The organism is Polaromonas sp. CG_9.5 (genome assembly GCF_035984465.1).
In the GTDB taxonomy this organism is placed as follows: Bacteria; Pseudomonadota; Gammaproteobacteria; order Burkholderiales; family Burkholderiaceae_C; genus Polaromonas.
In genome coordinates this window covers 23,735-44,899 of the sequence record NZ_JAXCHR010000013.1, presented here as the reverse complement: position 1 = coordinate 44,899, position 21,165 = coordinate 23,735, and the positions used below count along the sequence as shown (strand labels likewise).

The 21,165-nt window shown below is 58.0% G+C and carries 17 protein-coding genes; 6 read left to right on the top strand and 11 right to left on the bottom strand.

Annotation, left to right across the window (positions count from 1 at the left end; translation table 11 throughout):
• The first annotated feature begins 132 nt into the window (after positions 1-132).
• A complete protein-coding gene (locus tag RCH06_RS11535) occupies positions 133-2,556 on the top strand; it encodes a penicillin-binding protein 1A (protein WP_327081610.1) in 2,424 nt (807 codons plus the stop codon).
• 64 nt (positions 2,557-2,620) lie between these two features.
• On the opposite strand, the gene cyaY is transcribed toward RCH06_RS11535, so the two are convergent.
• Entirely contained in the window at positions 2,621-2,956 is a 336-nt protein-coding gene (gene cyaY, locus RCH06_RS11530) for an iron donor protein CyaY (protein ID WP_327081609.1), read from the bottom strand.
• Between the two features lie 12 nt (positions 2,957-2,968).
• On the opposite strand from cyaY, the gene lptM reads away from it, so the two are divergent.
• Together lptM and lysA are read left to right on the top strand one after the other, a co-directional pair.
• On the top strand, positions 2,969-3,196 hold the full coding sequence (gene lptM / locus RCH06_RS17895; protein WP_442799647.1) for an LPS translocon maturation chaperone LptM: 228 nt from the start codon (positions 2,969-2,971) through the stop codon (positions 3,194-3,196).
• A 111-nt stretch (positions 3,197-3,307) separates the two neighbouring features.
• The gene (gene lysA, locus RCH06_RS11525) at positions 3,308-4,591 is read left to right on the top strand and encodes a diaminopimelate decarboxylase (protein WP_327081608.1); all 1,284 of its coding nucleotides are present in this window, start codon (positions 3,308-3,310) and stop codon (positions 4,589-4,591) included.
• A gap of 141 nt (positions 4,592-4,732) precedes the next feature.
• Here lysA and RCH06_RS11520 read toward each other — a convergent pair whose 3' ends face one another.
• The 5 genes from RCH06_RS11520 to RCH06_RS11500 all read right to left on the bottom strand — a co-directional run bounded on the left by RCH06_RS11520 (position 4,733) and on the right by RCH06_RS11500 (position 10,942).
• Positions 4,733-5,395 carry a sulfite oxidase heme-binding subunit YedZ gene (locus RCH06_RS11520; protein WP_327081607.1) on the bottom strand — a complete coding sequence of 221 codons (663 nt, stop codon included), beginning with the start codon at positions 5,393-5,395 and terminating at the stop codon, positions 4,733-4,735.
• The gene (msrP, locus tag RCH06_RS11515; RefSeq protein ID WP_327081606.1) at positions 5,395-6,393 is read right to left on the bottom strand and encodes a protein-methionine-sulfoxide reductase catalytic subunit MsrP; all 999 of its coding nucleotides are present in this window, start codon (positions 6,391-6,393) and stop codon (positions 5,395-5,397) included. The genes RCH06_RS11520 and msrP overlap by 1 nt, the downstream gene beginning before the upstream one ends.
• A gap of 73 nt (positions 6,394-6,466) precedes the next feature.
• On the bottom strand, positions 6,467-7,855 hold the full coding sequence (gene ccsB / locus RCH06_RS11510; RefSeq protein WP_327081605.1) for a c-type cytochrome biogenesis protein CcsB: 1,389 nt from the start codon (positions 7,853-7,855) through the stop codon (positions 6,467-6,469).
• Positions 7,852-10,083, bottom strand: coding sequence for a cytochrome c biogenesis protein ResB (locus RCH06_RS11505; protein ID WP_327081604.1), 2,232 nt, complete (start codon positions 10,081-10,083; stop codon positions 7,852-7,854). Before RCH06_RS11505 ends, ccsB begins: the two co-directional genes overlap by 4 nt.
• Before the next feature lie 205 nt (positions 10,084-10,288).
• The gene (locus tag RCH06_RS11500) at positions 10,289-10,942 is read right to left on the bottom strand and encodes a c-type cytochrome (protein WP_327081603.1); all 654 of its coding nucleotides are present in this window, start codon (positions 10,940-10,942) and stop codon (positions 10,289-10,291) included.
• Between the two features lie 201 nt (positions 10,943-11,143).
• On the opposite strand from RCH06_RS11500, the gene yihA reads away from it, so the two are divergent.
• Positions 11,144-11,944 carry a ribosome biogenesis GTP-binding protein YihA/YsxC gene (yihA, locus tag RCH06_RS11495; protein WP_327081602.1) on the top strand — a complete coding sequence of 267 codons (801 nt, stop codon included), beginning with the start codon at positions 11,144-11,146 and terminating at the stop codon, positions 11,942-11,944.
• A gap of 108 nt (positions 11,945-12,052) precedes the next feature.
• Complete coding sequence (locus RCH06_RS11490) at positions 12,053-12,964, top strand: alpha/beta fold hydrolase (RefSeq protein ID WP_327081601.1); 912 nt, start codon at positions 12,053-12,055, stop codon at positions 12,962-12,964.
• A 113-nt stretch (positions 12,965-13,077) separates the two neighbouring features.
• On the opposite strand, the gene RCH06_RS11485 is transcribed toward RCH06_RS11490, so the two are convergent.
• Both RCH06_RS11485 and RCH06_RS11480 read right to left on the bottom strand, forming a co-directional pair.
• A complete protein-coding gene (locus RCH06_RS11485; RefSeq protein ID WP_327081600.1) occupies positions 13,078-13,974 on the bottom strand; it encodes an LpxL/LpxP family acyltransferase in 897 nt (298 codons plus the stop codon).
• Positions 13,971-14,912, bottom strand: a complete 942-nt coding sequence (locus tag RCH06_RS11480) for a lysophospholipid acyltransferase family protein (protein ID WP_327081599.1) — start codon at positions 14,910-14,912, stop codon at positions 13,971-13,973. Before RCH06_RS11480 ends, RCH06_RS11485 begins: the two co-directional genes overlap by 4 nt.
• A gap of 76 nt (positions 14,913-14,988) precedes the next feature.
• Here RCH06_RS11480 and metK point away from each other — a divergent pair, with 76 nt between their 5' ends.
• Positions 14,989-16,179: a methionine adenosyltransferase gene (gene metK, locus RCH06_RS11475; protein ID WP_327081598.1), complete on the top strand. Its 1,191-nt coding sequence runs from the start codon at positions 14,989-14,991 to the stop codon at positions 16,177-16,179.
• Positions 16,180-16,314: 135 nt separating this feature from the next.
• On the opposite strand, the gene RCH06_RS11470 is transcribed toward metK, so the two are convergent.
• The 3 genes from RCH06_RS11470 to RCH06_RS11460 form a co-directional block, all read right to left on the bottom strand.
• Positions 16,315-16,539 carry a hypothetical protein gene (locus RCH06_RS11470; RefSeq protein WP_327081597.1) on the bottom strand — a complete coding sequence of 75 codons (225 nt, stop codon included), beginning with the start codon at positions 16,537-16,539 and terminating at the stop codon, positions 16,315-16,317.
• Between the two features lie 405 nt (positions 16,540-16,944).
• Positions 16,945-17,634 carry a hypothetical protein gene (locus RCH06_RS11465; protein ID WP_327081596.1) on the bottom strand — a complete coding sequence of 230 codons (690 nt, stop codon included), beginning with the start codon at positions 17,632-17,634 and terminating at the stop codon, positions 16,945-16,947.
• Between the two features lie 49 nt (positions 17,635-17,683).
• Positions 17,684-20,965, bottom strand: coding sequence for a PAS domain S-box protein (locus RCH06_RS11460; protein WP_327081595.1), 3,282 nt, complete (start codon positions 20,963-20,965; stop codon positions 17,684-17,686).
• Positions 20,966-21,165: the final 200 nt, after the last annotated feature.

Below are 21,165 nucleotides of genomic sequence, written 5' to 3'. Positions count from 1 at the left end.
GACCATCATCAGGGATGTCTGGACTGTAAATAGTTGCTTTTTACTGTAACAGTGTAGTTCCACCCAACATACCGGACACGTGTATGTTTTTGAGCTTTTTATAATGCGGTTGCGACCCTACGATTGACCTACATGCCTTCTTCTCTCCCGAAGCCACCCGCCCGAGCCAAATCCCCGCCCAAAAAACGATCTTCTTGGCTGAGTTCGCTGGTCAAGTTCTTTCTGGGAGGCTTGGGCTTGCTGGTGGCAGGCGTCATTGGCCTGGCGTTTTTTCTCGCTGTTGCTTTGGCTGTGGCCTACCCCAACCTGCCCGATATTTCAGCGTTGTCCGACTACCGTCCGAAGCAGCCCCTGAGAATTTACACATCTGACAAGGTGCTGATTGGAGAGTTCGGGGAGGAGCGCCGCAGGCTGACGCCCATCGACGAAATTCCGCAAATCATGAAAGATGCGGTGCTGGCGATTGAAGATGCGCGCTTTTTCTCGCATGGCGGCGTGGATTACCTGGGTGTGGTGCGTGCAGCACTCGCCAATCTGGGCCGGGCAAAAAGCCAGGGTGCCTCCACCATCACGATGCAGGTCGCCCGCAATGTTTACCTGACGACAGAAAAAAGCTACACCCGCAAGATTTACGAAATCTTGCTGACATTCAAGCTGGAGCATTCGCTGACAAAAAACCAGATTCTTGAAATCTACATGAACCAGATCTTTCTGGGAAACCGCTCTTATGGTTTTGCCGCCGCCTCAGAGGCGTATTTTGGCAAACCACTGAAAGACATCACCATTGCCGAAGCCGCCATGCTGGCTGGTCTGCCGAAAGCGCCTTCAGCGTATAACCCCATCGTCAACCCCAGCCGGGCGCGTACCAGGCAGCTCTACATCATTGAGCGCATGGAGCAAAACGGTTTCATTACCGCTGCTCAGGCCAAGACTGCCAAAGAAGAAGAATTACACGTCAAGACCGGCCGTGATGCCGGACGCGTGCATGCCGAATATGTAGCTGAAACCGTGCGCCAACTGGTGTTTAACCAGTATGGCGAAGAAACCTACACCCGAGGCATGAATGTCTACACCACGCTGCTGTCCACCGACCAAACCATGGCTTACAAAGCCTTGCGCAAAGGCATCATGGACTACGAGCGCCGACAAATCTACCGGGGCCCCGAGAAATTCATTGATTTGCCGTCCAATCCGCAAGAAGTCCAGGATGCTGTTGACGATGCGCTGGCCGACAACCCGGACAACGGTGACATCATGTCTGCGGTAGTCCTGGAAGCCAATTCCAAACGAATTGTGGCGTTGCGCCAGAACAGTGAAAAAGTCATCATCACCGGGGAAGGTCTGCGGCCCGGTCAGTCTGGCCTGGCCGACAAAGCCGGCCCGAACATCAAAATCCGTTCCGGGGCATTGATTCGGGTCTCCAAAACGCCCAAGAACACCTGGGAAATTACCCAGCTGCCCGAAGTCGAAGGCGCTTTCGTGGCGATGGACCCGCGGGATGGTTCGGTTCGCGCGCTGGTCGGTGGCTTTGATTTTGAAAAGAACAAATTCAACCATGTCACGCAGGCATGGCGCCAACCCGGCTCCAGCTTCAAGCCGTTCATTTATTCTGCCGCGCTGGAAAAAGGCTTCACCCCGGCCACGGTCATCAATGATGCACCGCTGTTTTTTGACGCCGGCGTCACTGGCGGCCAGCCGTGGGAGCCCAAGAACTATGACGGCGGCTTTGAAGGCCCCATGAGCTTGCGCACGGCACTGAAAAAATCAAAGAATCTGGTGTCCATCCGCATCCTGCAGTCGATTGGTACCAAATACGGTCAGGAATGGACCACGCATTTCGGCTTTGATGCGGACAAGCATCCCGCCTACCTGACCATGGCGTTGGGCGCAGGATCAGTCACACCCATGCAAATGGCCACCGGCTATTCAGTTTTTGCCAATGGCGGCTACCGTGTCAATCCTTACCTGATTGCCAAAATCACTGACCAGCGTGGCAAAGTCTTACTGGAAAGCACGCCGCCGGCACTGAACGAGTCGATGCGGGGCATCTCGGCCCGAAATGCCTTCATCATGGACAGCCTGCTTCAGGAAGTGGCGCGTTCGGGCACCGCCGCCAAAGCCCAGGCCATGCTCAAGCGGCCAGATATTTTCGGCAAGACCGGCACCACCAATGACTCGATAGATACCTGGTTTGTCGGTTTTCAGCCGACGCTCGCCGCCGCAGTCTGGATGGGTTACGACACGCCGAAAAAGCTCGGCGACCGCGAAACCGGTGGCGGCCTGAGCCTGCCCATCTGGATCGATTTCATGAGCTATGCGCTCAAGGGCGTGCCGGTGACCGAATACACAGCCCCTGAAGGCGTGGTGAATATCAATGGTGAGTGGTACTACGACGAGTACGCCAGAGGCGCGGGCATCAGCAGCGTAGGCATGCAATCCAATCGCGAGGCTTCTTCCAGCCCCGAGGCATCATCCAGTCCGTCCACAGATGGCGGTATTCAGGTGCTACCGCCCTCTGAAGAGAAAAAACGGATTCTGGATCTGTTCAAGAACTGATCTGCGCCACTGAAAACAAAAACAGACCCTGCCGGGGTCTGTTTTTAAGGGTGCCGTTGAACGATCAAGCGCCGGCGCTAAAGACCAAAGGCTGTGCGGCCTGTTCACTGGCATAACGCGACAAATTAGCAAAAAACTCGCTGGCGTCCTTGGTATCCAGCCATTGACCACTATTAAATTTATAGTGAAAACCGCCTGCCTTGGCAGCCATCCAGATTTCCTGCAGCGGCTTTTGCAGATTGATGATGATCTGGCTGCGGTTGGCAAAGCTCAAGGTGATCATGCCGCCGGTACGCTGGTTGTCGATATCCACATCGCTCTCATCATTAAGCCGGTCACAAGCCATCTCGACCGCTTCGAGCACGTTCTCGGCCAGATTCTGGTATTCAAGGTCCGTCATTACAATCCTGTTATGGTTTTTTCACATCGAATTTTAGGTCGGCTTTCTGTTTTGACGCGCAGGCATGGCCTTGCGGCAGCTGTGGCGGGTGCTGCAGTGCTTAGCGGCTGTGGCCAGAAGGGGCCGCTATTTCTACCGGTGCCACCAATGGCGCCGCCGCTGGTGGTGATGCAGCCCAGCCCGCCACCCGCCCCTGCCGCAGTGACGGCCGCGACCGCACCCAGCTCAGCTGCCCGCTAATCACGGCATTTTTGCGCTGATGCCGCACGCAAGCATTCCAGGTAGCGCGGCATTTTTCGACAGAGCCTCGGCGCTAATGCTCCACTTTTCACACCTTCTACGAACAGCGTCATGAACTCCCCAATCCTTCCCGGTCATCCCCATTTTTCTTACCGTGACAATGCGCTTTTTGCAGAAGATGTGCGTGTCAGCGAACTGGCGCGAAGCCACGGAACGCCTTTGTTTGTTTATTCAAAAGCAGCCATGCTGTCGGCGCTGGCATCGTACCAGCGCGGCTTTGCAGGGCGCGATGCACAAATCTGCTACGCCATGAAAGCCAACTCCTCACTGGCCGTACTGCAGGTGTTTGCACGCGCCGGTTGCGGCTTTGACATTGTGTCGAGCGGCGAACTCGAACGCGTTCAGGCCGCTGGCGGTGATGTGAAAAAAGTGATTTTTTCAGGCGTTGGCAAAACCCGCGCCGAAATGCGCCAGGCGCTGTTGGCCGGCATTGGCTGCTTCAATGTGGAAAGCGAAGCCGAGCTGGATGTGCTGTCACAAGAAGCTCTGGCGCTGAAGCTGCGCGCGCCCGTCAGCATACGCGTCAATCCGAACGTTGACCCGAAGACCCATCCCTATATTTCAACGGGCCTGAAAGGCAACAAGTTTGGCGTCGCGCATGAAGATGCGCTGCGGATTTACCAACATGCGGCTTCGCTTGCGGGGCTGCAGGTAGTCGGCATCGATTGCCATATCGGCTCGCAAATCACCGAAGTGACGCCCTATCTGGACGCGATGGATCGGGTGCTTGACCTGGTCGCTGCGATTGAGGCGGCCGGCATCACGCTCGCGCATATCGATTTTGGGGGCGGGCTGGGTATCAACTACAACAACGACACGCCGCCCGAAGCAGAAGTGCTTTGGCGACAACTGCTGGAAAAGCTCGATGCGCGCGGCTATGGCGGCAAGAAACTGATGATTGAGCCTGGCCGCTCACTGGTGGGAAATGCGGGCATCTGCGTGAGCGAAGTGCTGTACCTCAAGCCCGGCGAGCAGAAGAATTTTTGCATCATAGACGCGGCCATGAACGACTTGCCACGCCCAGCCATGTACCAGGCTTTTCATGCCATCGTCCCCGTGAGCTTAGCTCCTTCCCAAGTCGAAACCACCCCCTATGACGTGGTGGGCCCGGTCTGCGAAAGCGGCGACTGGATTGGCCATGACCGCAATTTGAATGTTGCAGCTGGCGACTATTTGGCCGTCATGTCGGCAGGTGCTTACTGCATGAGCATGTCAAGCAACTACAACACACGCGGCCGTGCCGCCGAACTTCTGGTTGAGGGCGACAGCGCGCAGTTGATTCGTGCGCGCGAGTCGGCGGCAGATACGTTCAGGGATGAAGTTTTGCTGCCCTGATAGAAAAAGCCGACAACTGGAGGGTGAGCGAGTACCGCCGTCCCTGTCAAAAAGCGTCGAAAATCATTAATTTTAATAAAAAGTGGCTCTTGCGCATACTGAACGTGCGCAAGCAGCTCACTTTTTCATAGCAATAGATCTTTAACTAACCCCGACGGCAGCAGAAGATGCCATTTTCTTTTTCCGGGACTTTGTCCAGGCGTTCCACACTCTCCAGCCCAGCAGCGCTGCCACGATGGCCGCATAGACGAATACTTCAGCAAAATTGTTTTTTCCGGCACGCATCCAGAAAAAATGCAACAGGCCCAGGCCAGCGATCAGATAGACCAGTTTATGCAGCAATTGCCAGCGTTTGGCGCCCATCGCCTTGATCGCCGCGTTGAATGAGGTTGCGGCCAAGGGGGTCAGCAGCAAAAAGGCTGAAAAGCCCACCAAAATAAAAGGCCGTTTGATGATGTCTTTGACAATATCGGGCACATCAAAACCCATGTCAAACCAGCTGTAGCTCAGCAGATGGAGCACGACGTAAAAATAAACGAACAGCCCCAGCATGCGCCGAAAACGCGCCAGTGCCGGCGTTTTGGTTATGACGCGCAAGGGGGTGACCGCCAGCACAATACACAAAAAGCGCAGTGTCCAGTCGCCCAAGGCGCGAATCAATGCCTCGGCTGGATTGGCACCCAGCTGATTGTTGAAAGCCCGATAAAAAAGCCACGCAAACGGCAGCAGGCACAGCCCAAAAATGACCGGTTTTGCCGCAGGATGCAGCAGGATTTTTTGCCGCCCCGCCAACCAGGCCGCCATCAAAAGTACTTCTTGAGGTCCATGCCCGCGTACAGCTGGCCGACCTGCGCTTCGTAGCCGTTGAACATCAGCGTTTTGCGCTTCTTGGCGAACAAACCGTCTTCGCCAATGCGCCGTTCGGTCGCCTGACTCCAGCGCGGATGATCGACTAGCGGGTTCACGTTTGAATAAAACCCGTATTCCTGCGCCGCAGCCTTGTTCCAGGCCGTACGCGGCTCTTTGTCGGTAAAGCGGATCTTGACGATGCTCTTACCGCTTTTAAAACCGTACTTCCAGGGCAGCACCATGCGCACTGGCGCACCGTTCTGGTTGGGCAGCACTTCGCCGTACATGCCGAACGTCAGCATCGCCAACGGATGCATGGCTTCGTCCATCCGCAATGCCTCGACATAAGGCCATTCCAGCACGCGCGAACCGACAAAAGGCATGGTTTTGGGATCAGCCAGCGTGATGAACTCGACGTATTTGGCGCTGCCCAGCGGTTCGACTTTCTTGATCAGCTCGGACAATGAATAACCGACCCAGGGAATCACCATCGACCAGCCTTCGACACAGCGCAGACGGTAGATGCGCTCTTCTTGCGGGCTGAGCTTGAGCAGTTCTTCGAGGGTGAAGGTTTTCGGATTCTTGACCAGCCCTTCGACAGCAACTGACCAGGGTTTGGTCTGCAGCGTGGAGGCGTTTTTGGCCGGGTCGGCCTTGTCGGTGCCAAATTCGTAGAAGTTGTTGTAGGTGGTAGCGTCTTTGTAGTCAGTGATCTTTTCCATCGTCACCGCGCCGGCCACCGCCGATTTTCCGCCTGCCAGTGCGGCCAGCTTGCCCGGTTTTGGAACTGATTGCGCCAGCGCCTCGCGCCCTGCCCAGCCGGCCAATGCCGCACCGGCGGTGCCGGTGGCCATGAGCTTGATCAGGTCACGACGCCCTTGGTAAATGCCTTGCGGCGTGATTTCGCTGGAGGCCGGGTGATTAAACCCACGGGAGTCGGTCTTGATGAGCATGATGGAATCCTTGGAAACTTGAGGGTCGTTGTGTTTGATACGCAGCGCGTGCTTACAAGGATTCAACTTTCTTCTATAAGGTTCCGTAACTGTGCAAACCTGACAGGAACATATTGACACCGATGAAGGCAAAGGTCGTCACCGCCAGGCCCACCAGTGCCCACCAGGCAGCGACTGTGCCGCGCAACCCCTTCATGAGCCGCATGTGCAGCCAGGCAGCGTAGTTGAGCCACACAATCAAGGCCCAGGTTTCTTTGGGATCCCAGCTCCAGTAACCGCCCCAGGCTTCCGCCGCCCAGAGTGCGCCCAGCACCGTGGCAATGGTGAAAAATGCAAAGCCGACGGCAATCGCCTTGTACATCACATCGTCCAGCACTTCCAGGCTGGGCAGGCGCGCGGCAATGTGCTTGCGGCCCAACAACATGCCGGCAGTAATCAAGCCAGCCACCACCAGGTAACCGACCCAATAATTGCTGCCACCTGCCTCCAGGGGTGATTTTCGGAAAACAATCGGCACAAAACACAGCACCACGCCCAACAGCCACAAAGGAGTAAGTTTGTACCAGCGGGTTTCATGCGCCTGTTGTTTGATGTGGTACGACAACGCCACCATCGCCGCCAGAGAGAACATGCCGTAGCCAATGAAGTTGGCCGGTACATGCAGCTTCATCCACCAGCTTTTCAGGGCCGGCACCAAGGGCTGGATTTCATGCGCCTCACGGATCACCGTGTACCAGAGCAAAAATCCGACCGCAGCGCTGACCACCAGCATCACAAAGGCACCCAATGCGCGAGTCTTGTACTCGGATTCAAAATACAGATAAAACGCTGCCGTCATCCAGCAAAACAGCACGAACACTTCGTACAGGTTGCTGACCGGAATATGCCCGACATCCGCGCCAATCAGGTAGCTTTCATACCAGCGCACCAGGGTGCCGATCAGCGCCATGCCGATGCCGACCCAGGCAATTTTGGAGCCCAGCGATTCCAGCGTGGCGCTGTGGCTGGAGCCGACGCTGTTGGGCGTGTTGCTGGCGAACATGCCCAGCCAGTAAAAAATGGTGCTCATGAAAAACAGCACGCTCATCCACAAGATAGCCGACTGGCTGGACAGGAAATACTTGAGCCAGAACACCTGCTCGGCCCGCGCCAGATCGCCTTGGTAAGAGGCGATACCCAACAGCGCAAAGCCGGCAACGACCATCATCAGCACGCGCAAGGGTCGCCAGAACCAGCCCATCGCAATGGTGGCCGGAATGGCGGCAAACAAGATGCCTTTTTCATAGACATCCATGTAGGCGCTGTAGCGTGCAAAGGCATATAAAAAGCCGCCTGCGACCAGCACGGCAAACACCCAGTCAAGGGCATTGCGCTTGGCAAAATAGCCTTCGTTCAGGCGCAGTGTGCTGCCCCGATTCGCTGAAAGGGTCGTCGTGGCGTTGATGCTCGTGGTGGTGTTCATAGGGGCGCCTGCAGCAATTTCGTTTTCAACATCTCAAACTCCTTGTCACCGTCCATGGTTTTACGGTTGGTGGACAAAGCCATCGTGGCCTGACTTTTTCCGGCAGATTCTGACACTGAATGCCCGTCGTCGGCGCGCTCAGGAAAATCGCCATTGCGCTCTGAAGGGCTGTCGCTTTGTGGCGCCAGCCAGACCCAGATGCGGCGTTCGCGGATATAGAGCATGCCAAACACACCCAGGATCAGGAACGCACAGCCCAGATAGACAATTTTCTTTCCGGGCGCACGCGCCACCTGAAAGACGCTAGCCTGGACTTGCTTGAAATCCTTAAGCTGAAAGGCCATCGGGGCGGGGTAATGCGGCGCATCCGACAGGCTCAGCACCATCTGGGACATGAAGGCCTGGGTTTTCTCATCCTGCGGCAAGGGTTTGAGGCCGGCTTGCTCACGGATCATGGACGTCAGCTCAAAAAGCGTTCCATTCAAAATGCGAACCAGCACATCACCGGCGCGGCTGCGTTCTGCCTCGGGCACGTTGGCTTCCATGAAATCGGAAATCGCCTGCAATCCGGCGGCCGGCTTGGCTTTGCCTGCAGCCGATGCAGCAGACTGGGCAGAGGCGTCAGGGCCGGCAAACAGGGCCAGCGCACGCGATGCCGACTCGATCAGTTGTTGCGCCAGCTCTGGCCGGTCGGTGCCGACGGCCAGGCGGGCATAGCGTTTGACGGCCAGTTCACGCTGCGCCGGGTCAGCAAGCGCTGCACGCAGACGAATAAAGGTGTCCATGCTGCTTTCCGCGTCTGCAGGAATGCGCAGGTACTGGAAAGGATCGGCCGGATTTTCGCGCACGCCCATCAAATACATCGACGGGCTGTCGGCGTTCTCGTCCATCTTGACGGGCAGCATGTAGTTCTGGTATTCACGCGCCTGGCCGGAGGCATCGCGCAGCTTGTAGCTGACGCTGGGGCCGACATTGCGAAGCTCTTTTTGCGTCACGGTCTTGTTGGCTGCACCCAGCCGGGTTTCGATGGCCTTGTGCAAATCCACTTTGCGCACATCCACACCGGAACCCGAGGCACCGCCTGAGTTGCCGGCAAAATTCTCGACATTGATAACGCGCAGCGCGGTGTATTCGAGCGTGAGTTTTTCAGCGCCTGTACCCTGCCCGTTGGTCAGGTTGCTGGAGCCACCAATCGTTCCTTCGATCTCGAAGTCCTTGCTGGCAGCCGACATCGGGATCGCCTTGAGCGTGACGCTGGAGCCGCCATCGTCAAAGCTGGACTGGTAAATCTCGACACCTTTGTAGTTGGCTGGATGGTTGACCTCTATTCGCGCTGGCGTTTTTTCGCCCGTCGCCTTGTCATGGATGATGACATCACTGGCGAACAGCTTGGGCATGCCGGTGGAGTAATACTCGACGATGAATTTTTTCAATTCGACCGCAAAAGGGAGTTCTTGCAGCAAAATGCCGCCGGGCTGGTTCAGGATCGCGGTGCTTGACTGCGTGCCTTCAGCGACCAGCAGATTGGCGCGAAAAGTCGGGTTGCGTTCGCTCAGCCGGTGCTCTGCCGGCACGTCGGCAATCAGGCCGCCGCCGGTGTAGGTTGATTTGCCATTGAGCAGCATCTGCGCGCGAACGATCATGTCGCCGTCCAGCAGGCCGCCCAGACAGATCAGGACAATTGCGCTGTGCGCGGCAATGTAACCCAGCTTGTTGGCCGACCCCTTCTTGGCCGCTACCATCCAGCCCGTGCTGCGTTGCTGCAGCTTGACCTTCCAGCCGCTTTGCACCAGGGTCTGGCCAATGCGGCGCGCAGCTACTTCAGGGGACTCAGCCAGCGCCGCGTGCGCGCGGTGGCCAAACGCCTTGAGGCTTTGCTCTCGGACATCTTCCTTGAGATGGTTAAGGTCCGCAAGAATTTTGGGCGTGTTGCGCGCAATGCACAAAGACGTGGATACCACCAAAAAGGCCAGAATCAGCAAAAACCACCAGGCGCTGTAGACGGTATTGAGACTAGCCAGGCTGAACACCTGCGCCCAGAACGGCCCAAACTGGTTGACGTAATTGCTGAGCGGCTCCTGCTGCTTGAGCACCGTGCCGATGATTGACGCGATGCAGATCACGGTCAACAGCGAAATCGAAAATCGCATGGACGACAGCAATTCCACGGACGCGCGCAGGGTGCGCGAGCCCCAGTTGACTTTCATGCCTTCAGTGGAAACTGTCATACGTAAAATTCAGACCTGTGGGCTCTGGTGTGGGGGTGAAATAAGGCCGTCAAAGAAAAAGGCGGACTTTCTACAGAAAGAGCCGCCTTGATGTGATTGATTTTTTCGGTTTGGGTTCAATGGCGCATGGCAATTTATTTGCAGTCCAAAAAAGTGGCCGGGAAATCTGCCAGCTCAGGGCACTAACGGCCCTGACGGCTTGCGCTTAACGCAGGCCGGCAATGTAATCGGCGACAGCGCGGATTTCCTTGTCATTGAGCTTGGCGGCGACCTGGTTCATCTGAAGGCTGTTGGCACGAACACCATCGCGAAAAGCCGTCAGCTGGGCTGCGGTGTATTCGGAATGCTGGCCGCTCAGGCGCGGGTACTGCGAAGGAATACCGGCTCCGTTGGGACTGTGGCAGCCGGCGCAGGCAGGAACCTGGCGATCTGAAATGCCGCCGCGATAAATACGCTCACCCATCGTGACCAGGTCTTTTTCTTTGGCAAACCCCGGTTTTTCTGCTTGCGACGTGGCCCAGTAAGACACATTTTTCATGTCTTGGTCGGACAGCGTTGAGGCGAAGCCTTGCATGATGGCGTTTTTGCGCTTGCCGGACTTGAACTCCTGCAATTGCTTGACCAGGTATTCAGGATGCTGCTTTGCCAGCTTGGGATAAGCCGGTGTTCCTGAATTGCCATCAGCGCCGTGACAAGCAGCACAGACGGCGGTGAAAGTGGCTGCGCCCTTGACCAGATCAGGCTTGGCAACCTTGGCGGGTGCGGCGGCCGCAGCAGGTGCGGCTTCACCAGCAGCAAATGACGACATGGCAGGCAAGACCAGCAAGGCGGCCAGTAGGGAAGTAGCGAACAGCTTCATATCGGGATTTTTCGTGGGTTGGCGCAAAAACTTAATAATCGCTGATTTTACAATGGCTTGAAGCTAACGCCTATTATCAGGATCGGGTTGCTTGCCGGGGCCGCCAGCACCTGGCCAGGCATCTTGCACCAACCCCTCCCTATTTTTTGCCTGCCCTTGCCATGGCAGGGCACGCTACCGAACTTCAGAGACCGCCCGAACATGACTTCCTCCACACCCTTGCCGCCCGCTGCCGCACCCTCATCGGCCCCTTCAGCCGCCCCGGTCAAGCCTGATCCAAAAATCGCCATGGGCTGGCTGCACACGGCCAAATTCCTGACCACCGCGCCCGAACTCAAGCACCTGCCGCGCATTGAAGTGCCAGAAATTGCCTTTGTGGGCCGCTCGAACGCCGGAAAATCGACCTGCATCAACACGCTGACGCAGCAGCACCGGCTGGCGTTTGCCTCCAAAACGCCCGGCCGCACCCAGAGCATCAACCTGTTTTCACTCGGCAAGCAAGGCGTGACCGACGCGGTGCTGGCTGACTTGCCGGGCTACGGTTATGCTGCCGTGCCCAAGGAAGCCAAGTACCGCTGGCAGCAAGTCATGGGCAATTACCTGCAAACCCGCGACAACCTCAAAGCCATCGTCTTGCTGTGCGACCCGCGCCTGGGCCTGACCGAACTGGACGAAGTGCTGCTCGACGTCATCCGCCCGCGCGTGGAAGACGGGCTGAAATTTCTGGTGCTGCTGACCAAATCCGACAAGCTCAACAAGACCGACGCGGCCAAGGCGCTGCAAATCGTCAAGCTGCAGGCGGGCGGCGGAGATGTGAAACTCTTTTCTTCGCTCAAGCGCCAAGGCGTTGAGGAAGTGGCCCAGCATTTGTGGGACTGGGCGCATCCGAAAGAAAAACCGGTCAAAGCCCCTCGGGTAGTGGCCGATGCCGGGGCCGAATCAGCTTCGGAAACAGAATCAGCCCCCGACGAAACGCCGCCGTCAGCGCCTGACCAGTCCTGAAATTCGGCACCTTGTGCCACCCCTCACTCAGCAAAAACAAAATTTCAAGCAAAACATGGCTCTTGTGCAACAAGGACGTGCGCAAGCAGCTATTAAAAAAGTAGCATCATGATTGAAATCAGTTTGAACAAATTGCCGCACGGCATCACCCTGTCGTGTCGCAGCGCCGGCACACCCGGCAGGCCGGTATTGATGTTTTTGCACGGCTTTCCGGAAGCCGCGTTTGTATGGGACGGCCTGCTGAGCCATTTTTCATGTCCTGAAAACGGCGGGTTTCGCTGCATTGCGCCGAATCTGCGTGGCTACGAGCAGTCCAGCGCGCCCGGCGATGTGGCCGCCTACCGCCCCAAACACCTGATGCAGGACGTTGCCGCGCTGATTGCGCAGGAAGGCGGCCCGCTGGCCTGTCTCGTCGCGCATGACTGGGGCGGCGCCGTGGCCTGGAACCTGGCCGCCAGCGCGCCGGGCTGCATGAACAAGCTCGCCATCATCAACTCGCCGCATCCCGGCACCTTTTTGCGCGAGCTGCAGCAGTCGCCGGCGCAGCAGGCGTCCAGCGCGTACATGAATTTCTTGATTCGCCCGGATGCCGAAGCGCTGCTGGCCGAGGACGACTTTCGCCGGCTTTGGGAATTTTTTACCGCGATGGGTGCCGCCGACGGGCCGCACGCGTGGCTGACCGACGCCGTCAAGGCGCAGTACCGCGACATCTGGCGCGCCGGACTGACAGGGCCGCTCAATTACTATCGCGCCTCGCCGCTGCGCCCACCGCGCGCCGGGCCGCCGCACAACGACCCGGCTGCGGCTGGCGTGGTGATTCCGCGCGAAAAACTCGAAGTCCACGTACCGACGCTGGTCATCTGGGCGATGGACGACATCGCCCTGCCCCCGGCGCTGCTGGACGGACTGGAAGACTTTGTGCCGCAGATGCAACTGCAGCGCGTGGAAGGCGCAACGCACTGGATCGTGCATGAGCAGCCGCAAAAAATCATCGGTTATCTGCAGGAATTCTTGCGCTGAGAAAGATTTTTTGTCTGGCAAAACGCTATTAATAGCATAGCTGCTTGCGCATACTAGACGTGCGCTAGAGCCCTAAAAGGCTTGAAATTAACGACTCAAGCAACTTCAACGACTCAATACAGCGAATCCTCGCCCTCGGGCCGTGTCTTGAAGCGTTTATGCACCCAGTAATACTGCGCCGGCATGGTGGCGATGTAATCCTGCAACCTGGCATTCATGCGCGCCGTGTCGGCCACCGCATCGCCGCTGGGAAAATCAGCCCAGGCGGGCAGCACCTGCACTTCATAGCCATAGGCCGTGATGCGCGGCAGCAAAGGCACGACCTTGGCCCGCCCCAGCCGCGCAAAGCGCGACAACGAAGGCACGGTGGCGGTTGAAACGCCATAAAACGGCACGAACACCGATTCATCCGGGCCGAAATCCATGTCAGGCAGCAAATACAGCGGCTGGCCTTCGCGCAGCGCCGCGACGATAGGCTTGACGCCCTCAATCCGCCCAAACAGGCGCAGGTGGCCAAACCGCTGGCGACCCTGCAAAATCCATTGATCGACCAGCTTGTTTGACTGGTCGGTGTAAATCGTGGTCGAGGGCCGGGGCATCGCCAGCGCCATGGCGGCCCAGGCGGCATCCAGCCCGACAAAATGCGGCAAAAAGATCACCGTCGGTTCATTGCCGGCCAGCTCCTCAACCGCGCCCGTCAGCCGCACCCGCTGCTGCACCCAGGCCTTGGGCGCATGCCATAACCAGGCGCGATCCAGCCAGGCTTGTGAAAAACAGACAAACGTCTGCAGCGCCAGCTTGTGGCGTTCAGCATTGGAGAGTTCCGGAAAGCACACCCTGAAATTGGCATGCACCACGCGTCGGCGCGCCCCGATCAGGGCGTATAAAAGCCAGCCCAGCGCCGTGCCCAGCGCCCGCACGACGGGCAGCGGCATATAGGCCAGCCCTTTCATGAAGGCAATGGCCGTCACGGTAACGGCATGGCCGGCCCACTGCGCCAGCGCCTTCAAGCGACGTCCTTGCGCGGGGTTTTGTAGCGCGCATAACCCCACAAATACTGGCCCGGCTGGCTGCGCACGATAGCCTCAATAGCCTGGTTGATGCGCGTGACGGCGTGCAGCATGTCGGACTTTTCCCGGGTTTCCACGCCCTCCAGTGCGGGCCATATCTTCAAAAAATAGCCCCTGCCTCGGGGCAGGCGTTCGCAGCTGACCGGCAACAGCACAGCCCCGCTTTGCAAAGCCAGCCGCGCCGCCAGCGTCATGGTGTAGGCGGGCCGGCCAAAAAATGGCGCCCAGAGCCCCAAGCCCTCGGGCGGCACCTGGTCGGTAAGCATCGCTACGGCCTGGTTGGCCTTGAGTGCTTTGTGCATCAGCCGGATGCCGCTGAGGCCGGCGGGCACCATGGTGAGATGGCGGCGGTCACGGGCGATGGCTTCCAGCCGGGCCAGCCAAGCCTTGCGGGCCGGCCGATAGATGGCGGTCAACGGTCCGTACAGCTCGGCCAGCGCCTGCGTTCCCAACTCAAAACTGCCGCAATGGGGTCCGAAAAAAATCACGCCCTTGCCCTGGGCAAACGCGTTGTTGGCATGCGCCTGGCCTTCAACCCGGACATTGCCCAGACACGATTGCGAACGCGGCCGCATCCACAGCTTGGGCAACTCACCGACAAAACGCCCGGTTTCGGCAATCGCTGGCCGGGCGGCTTCAAACGGCAGACCGGCCTGCGCCACATTGGCCCGGAACTGCGTGCGGTAACGCGCACTCAGCCCCCAGACCAGCCAGCCCAGAGCCGCACCCAGCGCGTGCAGCACCGGCAGGGGCCAGCGAGAAAAAAAACGGAATAACCAGAGCATGAAAAGGGTGCTAACGAGCGAATCAGCCCAAAATGAGGGCAGTCTTATAATTGCGGCTGTCGCCGAGTTACTGAACAACTTGCAGGGCGACATTAAACCAAACTGCTAAAGCGTTCGCCAAAGCACTTCTTGCTGGCAACGCGCCAGCAAAACTTATGGAGTGTACGCAATGGCGAACGATTTTCTCTTTACTTCCGAATCCGTCTCCGAAGGCCATCCCGACAAGGTGGCCGACCAGATTTCCGACGCCATCCTGGACGCTGTCTTCAAACAAGACAAGCATGCGCGCGTCGCCGCCGAAACGCTGACCAACACCGGCCTGGTCGTGCTGGCCGGCGAGATCACCGCGCGTGAAGACGTGAGTGTTGACTACATCCAGGTTGCCCGCGACACCCTCAAGCGCATCGGCTACGACAACACCGAGTACGGCATTGACTACAAAGGCTGCGCGGTGATGGTCTGCTACGACAAGCAGAGCAAGGACATTGCCCAGGGAGTCGATCACGCATCAGACGACCACCTCAACATGGGCGCAGGCGACCAGGGCCTGATGTTTGGCTATGCCTGCGACGAGACGCCTGACCTGATGCCAGCGCCGATTTACTATGCCCACCGCCTGATGGAGCGCCAGGCCCAGGTGCGCAAGGATGGCCGGCTGCCGTTTTTGCGCCCTGACGCCAAAAGCCAGGTCACCATGCGCTACGTCGATGGCAAACCGCACAGCATCGACACCGTGGTGTTGTCCACGCAGCACAGCCCCGACCAGAGCGAAACCGCGCTGAAAATGAAGGCTTCGTTCATAGAAGCCATCATTGAAACCATCATCAAGCCCGTGCTGCCAGCAGCGATGCTGACCAAAGACACGCGCTACCTGATCAACCCGACTGGACGCTTTGTGGTGGGTGGCCCGCAAGGCGACTGCGGACTGACCGGGCGCAAGATCATTGTTGACACCTATGGCGGCGCCTGCCCGCACGGCGGCGGCGCTTTCAGCGGCAAAGACCCGAGCAAGGTCGACCGTTCAGCCGCTTACGCCGCGCGCTATGTCGCCAAAAACATTGTGGCGGCCGGCTTGGCGCGGCAGTGCCAGATTCAGGTGGCGTACGCGATTGGCGTGGCCAAGCCGATGAATGTGACGGTGTACACCGAAGGCACCGGCGTGATTCCTGATGAGCAGATTGCGGCGCTGATCAACGCGCATTTCGACCTGCGTCCGAACGGCATCATCCAGATGCTCGATCTGCTGCGCCCGATTTACGAAAAAACCGCTGCTTATGGCCACTTTGGCCGCGACGAACCTGAATTCAGCTGGGAACGTACCGACAAAGCCGCCATGCTCAGGGCGGCAGCCGGTCTTTAAACCGAAGCGGGAACCGCGCCTGTGGCTTGTCCACAGGCGCACGGTTTTCAGCGTGCGCCGGGCAAGCCGTTCGCCTTGGCTTGATTAGCTAATCATCAGCCAACGCCCGGACGAACCTGACAGCGCAGCCACTCATCAGCCACGCGTGTAGGGCGACGACGGAATATATTTGGTCTTTGTTCCTTCCAGCTCCTCCGCTGGCGCGGCGTTGGGCAGGGGAACAGAAATGGTCTTGTTGGTGCCTTCGAGGCCAAACTCCTCACCCCTGTGCGGATGCTTGGATGCAGGATCGAGCTGAGACTTGGGCGCGTCGATGGCTGTATCGTCCGGGGCATTCAATGAGCCTGTGTTTTTTGACATGATTGAGACTTTCTGCTGTTGATCAGCTGATAAAACTACCCGTTTCAGAGTGCACCAACGACGGCTTGTCAGCGGTCGTCATTGCAATAGCGCTGCACCGTCATCTACGTTAAAAGTTCAGTGGCACCGCCCGTGCATCAGGTCGCCCAATGGCATGTGGAGCCGCACCCTAAAACTGCGCCGGGCCGTCCGGATTGGGTTATCCGTAAAATTCAAAGCTTCTTTTCGTATGGATAACTTCACACAACAATGGGTAGAAGTTTCACTTTAACGGTGCACTTCTTCACCATCCATAGGAATCAGACGAAAAATCTGTAGGCAACGACTGAGAACTGCCAGTGCACCGCCGCAACAGCTTGCGCTTGCAGGCATCGCGCAAATTTTTTGGGGCAGCCAACCTGCGTCTTACTCCGCATCAGCACCGGGTGGCGCAAGGTAATGCAGTTGTACGCAGTCCGCTGCAGGGTCGAGGCGGACACCTTCGGCCTCTGCGATGGCCTGAACATCAGCCCATTGCAGGGTGCGGTAAATCGGCAGGCGGCTGCCCATGGTGGCAAGCTCAGGGGTGCCGCCTGGCTCCAGCGCGATATTCAAACGGATATTGCCCGTTTCGCCTTCAGCGCTGATCACCACACTGGCAGCCGAATCAACCGAATCCGTCAGGGCGATCAGGCTGGCGGTAAAAACACTGCGCAAAATGCCCTTTGGCAGCATGCTGACGGCCTCAACCGTGTGGTTGACGACAGCAAATCCGCGAAAAGAAAGCTCGGTGGCCATCAAACCCAACGACTCTTCCACCGCGCTGTTCACCACCACCAGATCATTGTCTTTGGGCGCCAGCCAGGCCATCAGGTTCAAGGAAACCGCCGCAGCTTCGCGGGACAAGGTATTCAAGCCCTGGGCACTTTTGCCCAGCTGGGCAAGGTCAGGCGTCGCCGCTTTGATTCGCCTTTCAAGCATCGCGGACATCATGCCAATCGGCTGGAGCGTGCCGGCAATGTTGTGACGGATGGCAGGCAAAAGCCGGCGCATGAGCGCGTAGCGTGCGGCTTCGGCAAGGCGTTCGTTCAAAAAAGGAATAGTGCTGCTGGGCATAAAGAATTTTTACAGGAGTCCACGGGAAATCTAGAGGGTTGCCAGGCTTTCAGCCAGGCGGCTTGGCCTGTGCAGGAAATTCAGCGTTGAGCATGTCGCGTATCTTGGCGGCCATTTCATCCATCGAAAAGGGCTTGGAAATCATCTCCATGCCAGGCGCCAGAAATTCCGAACGGGACGCTGCATTTTGCGCATAACCGGTCATGAACAAAACCGGTAACTGGGGCCGATGCTGGCGGCCGATTTCAGCGATCTGCCGGCCATTCATGCCCGGCAGGCCAACGTCTGAAATCATCAGGTCAATCTTTTGCGCTGACTGCAGAATAGGAATGGCCGTTGGCCCGTCCATCGCTTCGAGCGTGGTGTAGCCCAGTTCATTGAGCTCATCGAGCACGATCATGCGTACCGCCGGGTCATCTTCCACCACCAGCAGTGTTTCGCCTTCGCCCTGCAAGCGGTTGACCAGCGGCGCTTCGGTCGCCTCTTGCGCGCCTTCATCCGGGTGGCGCGGCACATAAAGACTGACCTCTGTGCCCTGCCCCACTTGGCTGTGAATGCGGACATGGCCACCGGACTGCTTGGCAAAGCCGTAGATCATCGACAGCCCCAAACCGGTGCCTTGCCCGATGGGCTTGGTCGTAAAAAACGGCTCGAACACACGCGCCAGCACATCGGGCGGCATGCCGATGCCCGTGTCAGACACGGAAATCACCGCATAGTCGCCGGGCTGCAAGCCTTCATGCATACGGGCATAGCGCTGGTCCAGCGTGGCATTGGCGGTGCGTATCGTCAGCGTGCCGCCGTTGGGCATGGCGTCGCGGGCATTGACGGCCAGGTTCAGCACCGCGCTTTCGAGCTGGTTGTCGTCGCTGCGTGCAAGCCACACGCCTTCGCCGAATTCCACCACCAGCTCAATATGCTCACCCAGCGTGCGGCGCATCAACTCTTCCATGGAACTGACCAGCCGGTTGATGTCCACCGTTTTGCTCTCCAGTGACTGGCGCCGTGCGAACGCCAGCAGACGATGAATCAAGGCAGCAGCGCGCCGAGCCGAATGGGTGGCCGAATCCATGAAATGGTCGATGTCGTCCATGCGCCCCGAGGCCAAGCGCCCGCGCACCACTTCGATGGAGCCTGAAATACCTTGCAGTAAATTGTTGAAATCATGCGCAATGCCGCCCGTCAACTGGCCAATCGCTTCCATTTTCTGGCTTTGGCGCAAGCGTTCCTCAGCTTCTGCCAGGGCCAGCGCAGACTCCCGCTCCATGCTGATATCGCGGCCTACCGCATGAATGTCCTCGTTATCGGGAACCGCACTCCATGAGACAGGTTTATAGCTGCCGTCCTTATGGCGGTAACGATTTTCAAAGCGCTTCGTGGTTCGCCCCGCCGCCAGGCTTTGCAACTCGGTGCTCGTGCGTTTGCGGTCGTCTTCATGCACCAGTTGCATCAGCACCTTTCCGACCAGTTCGTGCTCGTCCCATCCCAGGAGTTTTTTCCAAGCCGGATTGGCTGACTTGATGCGACCATCAAAACCCGCCACCAGAATCAGGTCGGTTGACAGCAGCCAGATGCGGTCGCGGTCGCGGGTGCGCTCTTCAACGCGCTCTTCAAGCGTGGCATTAAGTTTTGCCAAGGCGGCCTGGTCGGCTTTTTGCTCTTCAATGTCAGTATTGGATCCCAGCCAGCGCGTCTCACCTTCGGACACGGAAGGCAAGGCACGCGACAGATGCCAGCGATAAACCCCATCGTGGCGGCGCAAGCGAAACTCGGTTTCGTAGCGCGTCTTGCTCTGCAAAGCGACCTGCCACTCCTTGCTGACGCGTTGCAGGTCGGCCGGATGCACCATTTGGGACCAGTTATCGCTCAGCAATTGATCTTCATCCAGGCCCGAATAGTCAATGACCTTCTGGTTCACCCAGTCCAGTTTGCCCTCGGGCGTGGCCGACCAGACCTGATTGGGAACGGCCTGCGCCAACACCCGAAACCGCGCTTCGCTCTCTTGAAGTGTCACTTCGGCAAGCTTGCGCTCGGTCACATCCTGCACCACGCCGCGCATCCAGATGGGCGCGCCGCTGTCGTCACGCACAAATTCAGCACGCCTTGAAATCCAGCGTACTTCCCCGGTATCTGCTTTTTTGATGCGGTACTCGACATTGAGCAATGCATCGCCGCTTAGGCGACTGGCATGGGTGGAAACCACATTGAACTCACCGCTCAAAACAAGCGCCTCCACGATGCCGCTCGCCACAGTGGAAGACACCGGCAAGCCAAAAAGCTTGAAAAACTCGTCTGAAGCAATGATGAGGGAGGTCTTTATTTCAAGTAAAAAACTTCCAATGCCGCCGGCAGCCTCGGCCAGGCGCAACTGGTCATGCATTTTTCGCAGGTTGCTCTCGGCCTTCTCGCGTGCTTTTCTGACTTGGTGCGTGGCCAGTCGCTCACTGATGTCAGAAAACGTGCAGATGGCACCATCCAGCACGCCCAGCCGCCAGATTGGCTCCACACAGTAATCAACCGGAAAGTCCGTCCCGTCCTGACGGTAGAAACGAACGCCTTCTTTGCGCACGGACAAGCCCGTCTGCGCGGCGCTCTGGATCAGGCTGACCGCCTCCGGGCCCAGTGCTTTGTCGGCCTGCATCGGGCGAATGTCGGGCTGCAGCTTTTGCCCCAGAACCTCATCAGCCGACACATAGCCGAGCATTTTCAGAAAAGCGGCGTTGCACAGCGTCGTGGCACCCGACTGATCCAGGGCATAAAACCCTTCAGAAGTGGAGTTCAATAAAAGCCGGGCAAATTCCTGCTCCGCACGCAGGGCCTCTTCCCTGTCGGCAAGCGCTTTTTCGTCCAGCAGGCGCTGCGTGGTTTCATTGACGATGCACAGCGCGCCTGCCACGGCACCGGTTTCATCGCGCACTGCAGAAAACGAAATATCAAAATAGGCCGTCGTCCGATGCCCCAGGCGGCTGATCGAAAAAGGCCAGTCCTGCGCAGAAAACGTCTCGCCGCTGGCCCATACATCAAGCAGCAGCGGTTCAATATCGACCCATAAATCGCTCCGGTATTGCCCACTGGGCTGACCGAGGGCTTGCGGATGCTTGTCGCCAATCAGCGGCGCGTAAGCATCGTTATAAAAAGCCAGCTTGTCCGGCCCCCAGAAAAGCGCCATTTCCACCTTGGCCGGCAGCACCAGGTTCAACGCGGTCTTCAGGCTTTGCGACCATGTGTCGCAAAGCCCGAGCGACGTTTTATCCCACGCCATCGTACGAATGCGCCTGGCGACCTCGCCGCTTCCCGCAGGCCAGGCGTCGGGAAGTTCAGCCAAACTCATACCACGACCTTTTCACCAGCCGATTTGCGGCCCTTGAGGCGAAGGTCCTCAATATGGCCATGCTGCATCGCTGATCGAATGCCAAAGAATGAATCAGTGAAAGTCTGCATGAATATCGATCGGGAAATAAGAAAATCACACAGGGTAAAAAAACCGGCGCCTCGCTCTGGCAAAGCCCCACGCTAAGTGGGCAAAGAAAG